Source organism: Xanthocytophaga agilis, assembly GCF_030068605.1.
Classification (GTDB): domain Bacteria; phylum Bacteroidota; class Bacteroidia; order Cytophagales; family 172606-1; genus Xanthocytophaga; species Xanthocytophaga agilis.
Map to the genome: position 1 here is coordinate 138,849 of NZ_JASJOU010000020.1, position 14,039 is coordinate 152,887.

At 38.2% G+C, this 14,039-nt stretch carries 10 protein-coding genes; 7 read left to right on the forward strand and 3 right to left on the reverse strand.

Annotated features, from left to right (window positions below; translation table 11 throughout):
• Positions 1 to 24 precede the first annotated feature (24 nt).
• On the reverse strand, positions 25 to 1,911 hold the full coding sequence (locus QNI22_RS36090; protein ID WP_314518975.1) for a T9SS type B sorting domain-containing protein: 1,887 nt from the start codon (positions 1,909 to 1,911) through the stop codon (positions 25 to 27).
• Positions 1,912 to 2,435: 524 nt separating this feature from the next.
• Between QNI22_RS36090 and accC the strand changes: the two genes are divergently transcribed.
• From accC to QNI22_RS36120, 6 genes are all read left to right on the forward strand, one after another.
• Positions 2,436 to 3,929 (forward strand): acetyl-CoA carboxylase biotin carboxylase subunit, encoded by a 1,494-nt coding sequence (gene accC, locus QNI22_RS36095; RefSeq protein ID WP_314518976.1) that lies wholly within the window; start codon positions 2,436 to 2,438, stop codon positions 3,927 to 3,929.
• 195 nt (positions 3,930 to 4,124) lie between these two features.
• The gene (locus tag QNI22_RS36100; RefSeq protein ID WP_314518978.1) at positions 4,125 to 6,005 is read left to right on the forward strand and encodes a 3-keto-disaccharide hydrolase; all 1,881 of its coding nucleotides are present in this window, start codon (positions 4,125 to 4,127) and stop codon (positions 6,003 to 6,005) included.
• Positions 6,006 to 6,088: 83 nt separating this feature from the next.
• Entirely contained in the window at positions 6,089 to 8,095 is a 2,007-nt protein-coding gene (locus tag QNI22_RS36105) for a DUF7133 domain-containing protein (RefSeq protein WP_314518980.1), read from the forward strand.
• Positions 8,096 to 8,249: 154 nt separating this feature from the next.
• Positions 8,250 to 9,731: a lipase family protein gene (locus QNI22_RS36110; RefSeq protein WP_314518982.1), complete on the forward strand. Its 1,482-nt coding sequence runs from the start codon at positions 8,250 to 8,252 to the stop codon at positions 9,729 to 9,731.
• Between the two features lie 46 nt (positions 9,732 to 9,777).
• Positions 9,778 to 10,233: a hypothetical protein gene (locus tag QNI22_RS36115; RefSeq protein WP_314518983.1), complete on the forward strand. Its 456-nt coding sequence runs from the start codon at positions 9,778 to 9,780 to the stop codon at positions 10,231 to 10,233.
• Positions 10,234 to 10,378: 145 nt separating this feature from the next.
• A complete protein-coding gene (locus QNI22_RS36120; protein ID WP_314518984.1) occupies positions 10,379 to 11,440 on the forward strand; it encodes an acyltransferase family protein in 1,062 nt (353 codons plus the stop codon).
• Between the two features lie 17 nt (positions 11,441 to 11,457).
• On the opposite strand, the gene QNI22_RS36125 is transcribed toward QNI22_RS36120, so the two are convergent.
• On the reverse strand, positions 11,458 to 12,351 hold the full coding sequence (locus tag QNI22_RS36125) for a DMT family transporter (protein ID WP_314518986.1): 894 nt from the start codon (positions 12,349 to 12,351) through the stop codon (positions 11,458 to 11,460).
• Positions 12,352 to 12,452: 101 nt separating this feature from the next.
• Between QNI22_RS36125 and QNI22_RS36130 the strand changes: the two genes are divergently transcribed.
• Complete coding sequence (locus QNI22_RS36130; protein WP_314518988.1) at positions 12,453 to 13,352, forward strand: LysR family transcriptional regulator; 900 nt, start codon at positions 12,453 to 12,455, stop codon at positions 13,350 to 13,352.
• Positions 13,353 to 13,402: 50 nt separating this feature from the next.
• Here QNI22_RS36130 and QNI22_RS36135 read toward each other — a convergent pair whose 3' ends face one another.
• A complete protein-coding gene (locus QNI22_RS36135; RefSeq protein ID WP_313977681.1) occupies positions 13,403 to 13,906 on the reverse strand; it encodes a DUF2911 domain-containing protein in 504 nt (167 codons plus the stop codon).
• Positions 13,907 to 14,039: the final 133 nt, after the last annotated feature.

Below are 14,039 nucleotides of genomic sequence, written 5' to 3' on the forward strand. Positions count from 1 at the left end.
GGGTTTATTTTTACACTATACAACTTAATTCTGAGGGCCACGTAAGACATGTAGCCAGCCTTTCTGCGGTGGAAAACAATTTTCGGCACTACTCACATAATAATAATAAAGTCCATCTGGTAAATTATCCGCAGCCCAATCATTTTGGTAATGAGAGCTTATATACACTTCTTGTCCCCAACGATTGCAAATGATAAGTTTGAGTGTACTACGAGTACCTATAATTTTGAACGTCTCATTTTTATGATTTACATCTTTATCTGGTGTAATCAGATTGGAGATTTTTAACTTACCTGTATCAAGTTCTATAACCATTTCATCAGATTCTGCTACACAATCATCTGATGATACAATTACTTTGTAAGAACCACTTTGAGTAGCAACCAGAGAGGATTGGGTTTGATTATTGAGTAATTGGCCATCTAGATACCATTTATACAAATCCATATTGGCTGGAGCTGTAAGTGTGACTGAGGTAAGGCTGCAAGCTGAAGGGGGTGTCGTTACAGAAATTTCTGAGGTGACATCTTTCACCTTGATAGTAACAGACGATGAATCTTCACATCCATATTGGTTCAGCGCATAAACAGTATATGTTGTTTGTGATTCAGGACTTACAACTACAGATGAAGAGTTTCCTGTTATTCCTGAAGACCATCGATACGTGCTGGTATTACCTGTGACAGTAAGTGTAACACTTTCTCCCTTACAGATTGATGTTTTGCTGGCTGCGAGACTTACAGGAACAAAAATTTCGGATTGAATATGATCAGATACGCCTGTTGATAATACCGTATTGACATCAATTGTGCTAAAAGTTGGAGTTGTTGAATTAGGATTATCAATTACTGTAATCTGACAACCCTTTACATGTGGAATGTACAGTTTTCCATCTCTTCCCAGTTCTATTTGTCCTAATCCTTCTACCTCACTTTGGCTAAGGGAACATGTTTGGTAAGGAATAAGCCAGGAATGTATTTGTTGAGTAACAAAATCATACTGAAACAAATTGTTTGAAGCAATATCTCCAAAGATATCCCTGTTATTCCAGTCTGTAAAGTAGGCTTTGGTTGCATCCGGCGAAAACTCAACGCCATACATACCATCATTGGACTTATTTACCCCAGAAATGAATGATAGGAGTTTGCCATTTGAAAGAGAACCTGTTGTTGGATTAAAGTCAGCAATATATGCTCTGTTTTTCGATGAAATGGAGTAACCAATTTTTCCGTTGTGATAGTCTAATTCTCCACGTCCTTCATAATTAGCCTCTGTATTGTTGTTAGTAATCGTAAGAGATTGCACCAAAGTACCTGTTCCAATACCCGCAATACCAATCCTAAACCGTTTAAAGCCTATACTACATTGATAGGCAATAAGCCAGTATTCATTACTACATGGGATTTTTATGACCTCAAGCCCTTCTGCATAGGTATTGGCTACATCAATGGGATTATTTTGAGTAGTTACATCTCCTAATCCATTGCGTTGCTTCATATCTACAATCGCATACAATAAGGTTGAACACAATTTTTTGTTATAGAAAATATAAAATTGATCAGTGGTATTGGGTACAGGGCAGATTACAATCTCAGTTGAAGATGGATCTGCTAAAATACTTGCAGATCCAGGCATAAGTGTACCAGTTTTGTCATATACTCCATTGGAATTTACCCAAATAATTACGTTACCTTCCGTATCCTCCACATGAGCAATACCTTCTGCAATTTCAGGTTCGGTTGTACTTTTACTAATACCTGCAATACCTGTATATGTTGGGGTGGGAGGAAGGTTTGCAAAATTAAGCCGGAGAATATTTTGAGTACTGTTAAAATAAAGATTCTGGATCTTTACCTGTGAAAATGTGGTGAATGAAGATAAAAGGATAAGTATAGTAAAGGTAAGACGCATAAATAGTTGCTTTGTGCGGACGTAGTTATATTTTTTATTTATAAAGGTTAAACGATAGGATTGGTTGTCTGTGAAGTAAAGTAAAGGGATATAGGTACTGTTAATATCCCTTACAGCATATATGTGAATCAGAAAGCTGTATGAAGATAAAGCCTAATGATAGGATAAATTGATTGAATATTTTCTACAGATTCCATTTCCGGTCAGAGTGTAAATAGAAATAATAAAGTTATTGTTAAATGAATGAGGCTAGTAATTACAGCATAAAGTTACATAAATAGCTAATTAAAGTATTAATTTTAATAAGTGTATTTGTATAAAACTTGAAATTCATAGAGAACTGGCATCGTTTTGAGTGTATGATTTGTAGGTAGGTTTGCTTAGTATATATTTTGACTTTCCATGAAACAGAGCATTTTAAATTTTAAGTATATAAAAGAGAATCTCTTATGTTCCTAAAAGTTTTGTCTTGCATCCCCAGAATCCAATACTATCTTTGCTTATCAATAAATCGGTAGTTTTGTATGTCTATTCAGAAAATTCTTATTGCCAATCGGGGGGAAATTGCCTTACGGATTATTCGTTCTGCAAAGGAAATGGGTATTGCTACTGTCGCCATTTATTCGGAGGCTGACCGTAAGGCCTTGCATGTTCGGGCAGCTGATGAAGCCTATTGTGTAGGACCACCTCCTTCGGCTCAGTCTTACCTGCAGATGGAAAAGATTATTGAAGTAGCCAAACAAAGTGGAGCAGATGCCATCCATCCTGGATATGGCTTTCTATCTGAGAACGCAAAGTTTGCACAGTTGGTTGAAGACAATGGGTTGATTTTTATTGGACCCTCACCAGAGTCTATTGAAGTGATGGGAAGTAAACTGGCTGCGAAGAATGCTGTCGCAAAATATGACATACCTATGGTGCCAGGCATTCCGTCTGCTGTAAGTGAGGTCAAAATTGCTATAGAGCAAGCTGCAAGAATTGGTTATCCTGTATTGATTAAAGCTAGTGCCGGAGGAGGGGGGAAAGGAATGAGATTGGTTGAAGAAGAATCTCAACTGGAAGAACAGATGCAGCGAGCTATTTCTGAAGCAACTGCCGCTTTTGGTGATGGATCGGTCTTTATTGAGAAATACATAACTTCTCCCAAGCATATTGAAATTCAGGTATTGGGTGACAAACATGGGAATATCGTTCACCTGTTTGAACGGGAATGTTCCATACAACGTCGCCATCAAAAAGTAATCGAAGAAGCTCCATCTGCTGTATTAACCGCTGAAGTACGCGAAAAAATGGGACAGGCTGCTGTATTTGCAGCAAAGGCCTGTAATTACTATGGAGCAGGTACTGTTGAATTTGTAGTAGACAAAGACCTGAATTTCTATTTTCTGGAAATGAATACCCGTCTTCAGGTGGAGCATCCTGTTTCTGAGCAGATCACAGGCGTGGATCTGGTAAAAGAACAGATTAAAGTAGCTGCAGGTGAAAAACTATCTTTTACTCAAGAAGACCTTCACATTCATGGTCATGCAGTGGAAGTGCGTGTATATGCAGAAGACCCTAAGAATAACTTTCTCCCGGACATTGGTCAGTTAGTAACCTATGTTCGTCCTCAGGGAGCAGGGGTACGAGTAGATGACGGATTTGAACAGGGAATGAGTATTCCTATTTACTATGATCCTATGATTGCAAAGCTTATTACTTTCGGAAAAGATCGTACTGAAGCTATTGACCGAATGAAGCGGGCTATTGATGAATATCAGATTACGGGAATAGAAACCACACTGGGATTCTGCAGATTTGTTTTGGAACATCCTGCTTTTCTGGATGGCAGTTTTGATACAAACTTTGTGAATAAATACTTTACACCGGATTTGTTACAAACAGATGCTAATGAAGAAGAAGCTGAAATAGCTGCATTGCTGGTTAGCCAATTGCTCCAAACGCAGAATACCCGCAAAAGCACTATACAGCAGACAACTACTAATTCTCAAAAAAGTAAATGGAAAACACAACGATAACAAGTATCTATGTTTTCTACTAAGTAAAGATTAATGCTAAATTATTTTGTTGAAAGTACATCATTTGTAGATATATTTTATTTAAAAGTGAATATTTCGTCAAATCTTCTTTTTGCAAAACAAGAGAATGTTGTACCTTTCAGCTCTTAATCTATATTTCCATCCCTTCTACTGTTTATTTCACAATTGTACTGTATGATGAAGTTTTCATTCGTAAACATTCGTCAGACATGTTTGTTCGGGTGTGCCCTATTGCTTTCAGGAGCATTACTGGCTCAGAACAAGGATGTTCCGATGAAACAGCTTTCGCTAGAAGATTTAAGCAATTTTAAACCCACAGGAAGCAACTGGCAGATAGCTGGTGATGCTAATGCTGATCTGAATCAGGAGAATGCATTAAAAACCGGCAAAGGCAAAGGTGTGTTGGTAAACCTGCCAGATAAGAAAAATACCTCTAATCTTACATTTGGTTTTGACCATGCAGATATTGACCTGACGCTGGATTTTATGATGGCTAAAGGGTCTAATTCCGGTATCTACCTGCAAGGACGTTATGAACTACAACTCCTGGATAGTTGGGGTAAAAAGAATCCTTCGTATGGTGATTGTGGAGGGATTTATCAACGCTGGGATGACAGCAAACCTGAAGGACAAAAAGGCTATCAGGGAATTCCTCCACGTACCAATGCCTGCTTAGCTCCTGGTTTGTGGCAGCATTTGGAAGTTGCTTTTCAGGCACCTCGTTATGACGCATCAGGAAATAAACTGGCAAATGCAAAGTTCCTGAGAGTTGTATTGAATGGAATTGTCATTCATGAGAACGTGGAGGTAACAGGCCCTACTCGTGGTGCTGTTTTTCCAGACGAGAAAACACCAGGTCCAATTCTGATCCAGGGAGATCATGGTCCGGTAGCGTTTCGTAATATTTATTACAAAACGTATGGTATGAGTATCCCAACTTTGTCAGATTTGCAATACAGTTATGGCAAAGGACCTTTCTCCAGTGATACTTTAAAAGCAGATACCAAGTTTAAGGTGGTACAAAGCGGCAAAACACAGGATCTAACTATCGAAAATGTGCCTGCTGCCAATGATTATATAATCAGACACACTGGTAAGCTCAATGTAAAATCTGCCGGAAAATATACGTTCTATACTCAAATCAATGGTTTTAACCTTTTGAAGATAGATGGGAAGATCCTGGCTCCGTTAGCTATGACTGGTACCTGGAACGAACGCTCTGCCACAACAGACCTATCGGCTGGAGATCATACTTTTGAGGTATTGGTAGCTAAAAGAGATTCCTGGATGAAACCAGCGTTAGGTGTTTTTATTGAGGGTGCAGATGTTCGCAGAATGCCTTTGAATACATTAAGCTCATTGCCACTGGATGCTCCTGTAAATCCTATTCTGATCAATGTGGAAGGAGAGCCTAAAATAGTTCGTTGTTTTATTGATTTTGAAAAAGGTACTAAGTCTAAGAGAATTACACATGCTGTATCTGTAGGTAGCCTGGAAGGTGCTAACTTTACAGTAGACCTGAATAATGGTGCACTGGTACAGTGCTGGAGAGGTGATTTCCTGAATGCAACGCCTATGTGGCATGACCGGGGTGACGGACATTCCGATCCAATGGGTAGCACGTTGAAAATTAATGATGTACCTAATTTCTCTGTATTACCTACCAATACTACTGCATGGCCAGATTCATTAACTCCGGAAGCCAACTATCGTGGGCATGGTTATGAATTGGATGCAACAGGCCTTCCAACTTTCAAATATAGTATCTATGGAACTGAGGTAGAAGATATGACTCGTCCGGAAGATGGCGGTAAGCGTCTGACTCGTACACTGAAAGTATCAGGATCTGCAACTAATCTCTACTGCCGTATTGCAGAAGGAAAAGATATTGTTGCTCAACCTGATGGTAGTTATCTGATAGATGATAAATCTTATTTCATAAAGCTTGCTAATGCTGCTGGTGTAAAGCCTGTAGTACGTACAGTAAATAATCGTCAGGAATTACTTATGCCAGTAACAACTGGTAATCAGATCAGTTACTCTATTATTTGGTAACAGACATTCTTTGTATTTTTGTATACAATTATGTCCGTTTCAAAATACCTGTTTAAAAGATTAAAAGCTTTGTCAAAATATATATGAAGACATTTCTAAAACATATTATTGGGTGGTCTGCAGCTGTGTTGCTACCATTGAGTATGCAGGCTCAGGAATCGCCTAAGGAAGAAGATTTTTATAAAATTGCTACCATTCCGGTTCCGGAAGGAATTGTTATGGAAGTAGGTGGAGTTACTACCTTGCCTAATGGTGATATTGCTGTATCTACCCGCCGGGGTGATGTATGGGTGATCAAGAATCCATACATGAGCAATGGGGCGTATCCTTCCTTTACAAAGTTTGCCAGTGGATTGCATGAAATTCTGGGGCTGGTATACAAAGATGGATCTTTATACTGTGCACAACGTGGTGAACTTACCAAACTGACAGACAAGAATGGCGATGGCAAAGCAGATAGCTATGAAACTGTCTATGCATGGCCTTTGTCCGGACACTATCACGAATATAGTTTCGGTCCTAAAATAGCTCCTGACGGATCTTTCTTTGTAACGGGCAACGTAGCCTTTGGAGATGAAGAATGGTGGCGTGGGGAAAGTCGTGTACCCTGGAGAGGTTGGACCATGCGTATTACACCTGATGGTAAAATGGAACCTTGGGCTACAGGAATGCGCTCTCCTTGCGGTATAGGTATTATAGATGGTGAATTTTTCTATGATGATAACCAGGGTGACTGGATGGGATCTGGTGGTATCTGGCATGTGGCGAAAGGTGATTTTACAGGCCACCCCGCAGGTTTGCGCTGGGCTAAACAAACCCAAGTGAATGAACTAACAGACAAGCCTGTAAAAGTTACAACTGAGCAATTGTATGCCAAAGTAGATCCACGTTTTGTTCGTCAGAATGGACGTGCTGTGAAGCCTGAAAACAATCGTGAAGGAAAAGAGGCTCCATTATTCACATACAAAAAAGATTTTCCTCAATTAAAGACACCTGCCGTTTGGTTGCCTCACGGGGTCTTAGGTATTTCTAACTCTGAGATCATCACAGATGAAACTGTAGGTAAGTTTGGTCCTTTTGCTGGTCAGGTATTTGTAGGTGATCAGGGTCAAAGTAAAATCATGCGGGTATTCCTTGAGAAAGTAAACGGAGAATATCAGGGTGCTGCTTTTGATTTTCGCAGTGGTTTCCAGTCAGGTGTACTTCGTATGTCCTGGGGTAAAGACGGATCATTGTTTGTAGGTGAGACAAATCGTGGATGGGGATCTGCCGGAGATGCTAATCAAGGTCTGCAACGCTTAATCTGGAACGGAAAAATGCCTTTTGAAATGAAAGCTGTACGTGCTATGCCTGACGGATTTGAAGTGGAATTTACAATGCCTGTAGACAAAGCTTCTGCTGAAGACATCGCTTCCTATCAGGTAAAAAGCTTTACATATAAATACTATCCTGTATATGGTAGTCCAACCATCAATGAAGAGCGTTGTACAGTGAAGGGAGTAAAAGTAAGTGAAGATGGAATGAAAGTTCGTGTAGTAGTAGATAATCTGCGTGAGTATTATGTGCATGAATTGTTATTAGAAGGTGTGAGAACTCGTGAAAATTCATGGTCTTTGGTACACCCTACTGCTTATTACACACTTAATGCCATCCCTGCTGGTGAGAAATTGAATATGGCAGAAGTAAGTAAGAAAAATTCGGCTGCCGCCGCAACTACTCCTGCTACTTCTAAAACTCCTGCCAAATCAACAAAAACAGGAACGCAACCTGCTACCAAGAAGGAAGTAAAACCTGCAACTGCGGCAGTGCCTACTACAGAAGAGATTATGCCCTTATTACGTAAACATACGTGTCTGGCATGTCACTCTGCTGAAAAGAAAGTGGTAGGTCCATCCTATGCAGATGTGGCAAAGCGTAAGTATTCCAATGAAAAGATTGTGGACTTGATCTATAATCCAAAACCTGAGAACTGGCCTGGATATGCTACTCCAATGGCACCAATGCCACAGGTACCTAAGGCTGATGCATTGAAAATTGCAGCTTGGATCAATTCATTGGGAAAGACAAATAGTGATAAGCCAAATCCTTAATAAATAGATTTATATAAAGTAAGACCCTGTAGTACACTACAGGGTTTTTTTGTGGCTAACTAAGTAACTGTATCCTATTCTTAAAGGAATATAAAACAATTAATCAGATAGGAAGTTAAAAAGACAGTTCATTTATCCGTAAAGTTTGTCCAATATGAAAAAGGAAATGTTTCGAGCTTTCACAAATTCTATTGTATTGATATTTATAATTTTAACGACATCCTATGCGCAGGTATTAAAGCCAGGATTTGATAAAGAAGAATACATGGAATTAATGAAGGTTTCTGCCCGCTTTGGTGATACAACCTATAGTAATGCTATCGCAAAGCCTCAACAGTATGATTTTGTGTACCGCTCTCCGGTAATTGGGTTAGAGAACCGTTGGGATTTATGGGTAAATAAACAACATTCTGTGGGTGTTATCAGCATCAGAGGTACTGCTGCAAGTAGTGTAAGCTGGTTGGCAAACTTTTATTCCGCTATGGTTCCAGCCAAAGGAGAACTTGAAATAAGTGCCAAGGAGAAATTTGTTTATGAACTGGCATCAAATCCAAAAGCTGCAGTACATGTAGGATGGCTTGTGAGTACTGCTTTTCTATCGAAAGATATACTGCCCAAAATAGACTCCTGTTATAAAAAGGGAATCAAAGATATGCTGATCATGGGGCATAGTCAGGGTGGAGGTATTGCTTATCTGATGACAGCCTACTTGTATAGCCTACAAAAAAATAAGCAGCTACCTGAAGATATACGTTTTAAGACCTATTGTAGTGCAGGACCTAAACCGGGAAATTTGTTTTTTGCTTATGAATACGAAGCAATGACACAAAATGGTTGGGCATATAATGTAGTTAATTCGGCAGATTGGGTACCAGAAGTTCCACTTTCTGTTCAAACGATCTATGATTTTAATACAACCAATCTATTTGCAAATGCCAGAGGGATTATTAGAAAACAAAAGTTTTTTCAGCGGATAGCCCTTAACTATATGTACAATAGGTTGAGCAAACCTTCTCTTAAAGCTCAAAAACGCTATCAGAACTATTTGGGTAAAATGGCATACAAATTGGTAAAGAAGAACTTGAACGGTTATATATCACCTGAATATTATAGTAGCAATAATTATGTACGCACAGGATCAATCATAGTGTTGCTGGCAGATGAAGAGTATTACAAGGTATATCCGGATAGTAAAGACAAGGTATTTGTGCATCACTTTCATGGGCCTTATATGTATCTGACAGAAAAGCTTACTTGGAACCATCATAGTACAGCCACAGATTCTTTGTCATTGGCTTCACTCAATGGTACATGGGAGTTAAATTATATTTCAGGTGTAAAAATTGCTTTTGATAGTTTATATCTCAATCAGAAGCCTGCTATCACCGTAAATACTAATGATCATACTATAGTTGGAAATAACAGTTGTAATTCATTTAGAGGAAAGTTTACTATAAAAGATCAAACTATTCGTTTTCCAGATACTTTTGTCATGACTCGTATGTTTTGTGAGGGAGGAGGGGAACAAGTTTTTATGGATGCTTTAAAGAAAATGAACAAATATACTATATCAGCTAATATGCTTACTTTCTATATGAATGAAGTATCTATTATGCGATTTACAAGAAAACTTTAATTTTTATAACTCAACTTTTCACTTATTCCAATTTGTAATGCAAAACTTGCGTCATTTTTATATTTCAGGCATTTTTTTGTTATGCCTTACAGCGTGTGATACTAAACAAACTCAGACAGATACCAAAACAGAAGATACCAATTCTGCAACTGTCTCTACTACGGAATGTTATTCGTATGTAACAGACAAAGACACAATTGCTACTCAATTTACTTTGACTGGCAACAGTGTAACAGGGACATTGCAGTATAAGTTATCAGGAAAAGATAAAAATACAGGTTCTTTGACCGGACAGATGCACGGTGATACCTTATTAGCAGAATATGCTTTTATGTCTGAAGGTGTACAATCTGTCAGAGAGGTTATTTTCCTGAAAAAAAATAATAATTTGATAGAAGGCTTTGGTGATATAGAAGAAAAAGACGGAAAGATGGTTTTTAAGGATAAAGCTGCTCTGAAGTTTGATAGCAATACTCCTATGAAGAAAATGGAATGCAAATAACATATGTTTGCAGTAAAATAGACAAAAGGGTCTCATCGAATGAGGCCCTTTTGCTTTTAGTAAGAATACTTATCTGCGTGTTCACTTTCTAAATATTTTATTATTAATGCTGTTATTCTGTATAAAAGTTAAATAAAAATATCCTGTGCAAAAGAAACGATACGTTGAGCTGGACGCATTGCGTGGTCTGGCTGCTGTTCTTGTTGTTTTCTTCCATTTTACAATGGGGAGAAAAGAGGCTTTATCGGGTTTTGAACTTGGCGTAACTGGAGTTGATTTATTCTTCATCATTTCTGGTTTTGTCATTTTTATGAGCGTTGACAAAATGGCTACAGCCAGAAAATTTGTAATTGGCCGTTTTTCCCGATTGTATCCTACCTATTGGACCTGTGTTACGCTCACATTTCTATTGGTTTTACTGTCAGAATACATTTTGAGTCGTAAAACGATTGGATTGTATCCCATCTGGCAATATGCCACTAACATGACTATGTTCCAATATTACTTAGGAGTGCCAGACCTGGATGGACCTTATTGGACTATGATCATAGAAATGGTTTTCTATGTAGTTATACTTGTCCTGTTTATTTCTAATCAATTAAAAAATGTCGAATGGTGGGGAATAGGAGGATTGGCATTGGTTGTTATCTATGATTATGTGTTGGTATCATTTTGTCCAAATGTATACCACATTCTGGATGTTTGGTTTCCTCTGATTAATCACTTGCCTTTATTCTATGCTGGAATCCTATTTTTCAGAATCTCTACAGAGAAAACGTCTTATATAAGGCGTTATACTCTTATAGTACTTTGTTGCATTATCCAGATAGGGCTTTACGACAATGGTGGTCAATCAAGATTATTCATTTCACATGCTCAATATAGTACTATGCTATTAATGTATTTCGCTTTGTTTATTGCTTTCATTCATGGCAAACTAAGATTTATTGTGAATCCAATAACTTTGTATCTGGGTACGATTTCGTATGCTCTTTATCTGATACACCAATATTTAGGTGTACATATGCTAATTCCGGGATTAACATTATGGCTAGGAATGAACTTCTGGATAGCTATACTAATCTCTTTGATAGTCTGTATTCTCATAGCTGGTTTTATAACTACTTACATCGAGGCACCTATACGAGTCCGAATAAAAGAAGTACTCTCTTCTGGTAAATTTAAAGCTATCCAAGTAAAGGTATAATAATAGATTTGTCTCTGTTACCTACTTTTATTCAATATGAACACGCTAATGATGATAAGGAGTATACCCAGATAATGCCATAGCAAAAGAACTTCTCCATCCCATACTCCCCAGAATACAGCAATAATGGGGACGAAATAGGTTACAGAGCTGGAAAAGACTGCAGAAGAAACCTTAATGATGCTATTGAATACCAGTTGAGCAAATGCAGTTCCCATTACACCTAAAGTAACGACTGCAGCGAAGGAAGTCCTTTCTTCAGACGTTGTGATCTGTAATAAATTTGTTTGGGTAATGATAGAATAAAGTAATGCCAGTAAACCTGAGATAGAAACTGTGATTGTTGTAAGATGAACAGGATTGATGGAAGAAAGGTGGTTCTTGATAATATTGATATTGAAACCATAGCTGATTGTTGCCAGTACAATCAGGATCGCATATTCATTTATTACTACTGTACCTTGTGCTGTAATCAGTATCAGAAACAATGTACCTGTCAGCCCCAATAGTAAACCAGCTATCTGTATCCATTTGCTTTTCTGATGAAAGAATGCCACTCCCACCAAAAATGTAAAACCAGGAGTGAGAGCATTTAATACCCCTACAATAGAGCTACTAAGTCCTGTCTGTCCGGCACAAAAGAGATAAGCGGGAATAAACATACTTAATAAGCTTGACAGAACTATATATTGAATCTTCTCTTTAGGTATCTGCCGGATATAAAACAGTGCAAGCGGTATCATAATCACAGAGGCTGAGACCAAACGCAGAGTAGCTACCTGCCAGGTAGAATAATTTTGCAGGCCTTTCTTTATCAAAATAAAAGAACTACCCCATGTAAGGGTTAATAAAACAAAGGCTATCCAGACAAGAGTAGCTGTAGTATACCGGAATGTAGAGGTAGATAACATAGTTGTAGTTGCTTGATTTCCATACAAAGTAATTGCATTTGTTTGATCGAAAAAAATACTTATTTTCGATTGATTGATGCTATAAATGATATCAGATATACATGACAATTTATCAATTACAAAATTTTTTGTTGGTAGCCGAGACTCTTAGCTTTCGCAAGGCAGCAGATGAAATTCCTGTTGCTCAGCCTGCGCTTACCCGTCAGATGCAACAACTGGAAGAAGAAGTAGGTGCTGTATTATTTGATCGTACTAAACGAAAGATAGAGTTGACAGAAGCAGGTCGTTTTTTCAAACACAATATCGAAAAGCTTCTGCATCAGTTAGAAGATGTTACATATCGTACCGGACAGATTCACAGAGGAGAGGCTGGGGAGTATAGGATTGGTCATGCAAGTTCTGCTATGCAATCGGTGATTCCGGTATTACTAAAACAACTGAGAACAGAGGCTCCTCAGGTGAAAACGATGCTTATAGAAGCTAGCAATAGACTAATTTGTGAAAAGCTTCTGAACAATGAACTGGATATAGGCTTTATGCCTAATTCAATTGTTCCACCTGCTTTGAGTAGTCGGGTAATTTATCAGGAAAACTTCGCTTTGATACTCCCTCAATCTCATCCGTTTACAGTTAATAGGCTAGCCAACCTGAGGGATTTCTGTCAGGAAGACTGGATTTTACCCCCACAGCGGGAGAGTCAGGGATATGTTGAAAATATACTACGTATATTTCAGAATCACGGGTTTCTGCCACGGACAGTGCATGAATCTCCAAACTCAGCTAGTGTGTTACGCTTAGTGGAAGCAGGAATAGGAATAACTTTGATGGGAAAATCTACTCTTAAAGGCATACAACTGGATATAAAATATCAGGAGCTGAGCAACATTCCGGATAAGGTAGAGATGCGATTAGTGTGGGCTCAGGAGAGAACAGCAGAACTGTCTGCATTTCTGGAACTCTTGAAACAGTTTTTGCCTACACCTGACCACATAAAAGATTAAACAAAAAAAGATTCCAATAATTGGAATCCTTTTTTGTTTAGTAATTCAGATTAGAAGCTTACAGGCACAACAACGCTTGTCTGGTCCCATTCGATTTTCAGATCTTTATCACTTGGTGTAATAGTGAATTTTTCTACTGGAGAAGAAAGTTTTTTCACTGGTACTTTTACTTCCAATACGTTCTTATCCTTATATTTATCATATTCAAATGCTCCAAACTGACCTAACTGGCTATTCAACAATACAGTCCATTCTTTTTCTTCCGGAATAGTAAATAGTGTATAGGTTCCAGCTTTTACAGGAGTTCCGCCGAATTTTCCGTCTTTTGTAAATGTAATTTCAGTAGCTTGGTTCGCACCTGTACGCCATACTTTTCCAAAAGGTTCAATGCCATTAGGTCCGAAAATAGTCCGGCCTCTTTTAGAAGGCTGTCCATAGGAAACTTTAATAAATTTACTTTCAGATGTAATACGTGGGCTTTTAGGAGGATTTTGGCCAAAAGCAAGAATAGATGCCAGGGCAAATGCGAATGTAAGCAGAATTGATTTTTTCATGATAATTGAATAGTTAAAGGTTTTGCGCAAACTACTGTACAAGTATTATACCATAGATGGCAATCCGTGGTTTGAGATTTAGATAATCTGTTTTTATTATCTAAATGCAACTTGAAAGATTCTATGATCACTA

Coding starts and splice junctions, on each gene's coding strand:
- QNI22_RS36125 (WP_314518986.1), bottom strand. CDS start 12,351: ATGTTATCTACCTCTACATTCCGGTATACTACAGCTACTCTTGTCTGG.
- QNI22_RS36105 (WP_314518980.1), top strand. CDS start 6,089: ATGAAGACATTTCTAAAACATATTATTGGGTGGTCTGCAGCTGTGTTG.
- QNI22_RS36135 (WP_313977681.1), bottom strand. CDS start 13,906: ATGAAAAAATCAATTCTGCTTACATTCGCATTTGCCCTGGCATCTATT.
- accC (WP_314518976.1), top strand. CDS start 2,436: ATGTCTATTCAGAAAATTCTTATTGCCAATCGGGGGGAAATTGCCTTA.
- QNI22_RS36110 (WP_314518982.1), top strand. CDS start 8,250: ATGAAAAAGGAAATGTTTCGAGCTTTCACAAATTCTATTGTATTGATA.
- QNI22_RS36130 (WP_314518988.1), top strand. CDS start 12,453: ATGACAATTTATCAATTACAAAATTTTTTGTTGGTAGCCGAGACTCTT.
- QNI22_RS36090 (WP_314518975.1), bottom strand. CDS start 1,911: ATGCGTCTTACCTTTACTATACTTATCCTTTTATCTTCATTCACCACA.
- QNI22_RS36100 (WP_314518978.1), top strand. CDS start 4,125: ATGATGAAGTTTTCATTCGTAAACATTCGTCAGACATGTTTGTTCGGG.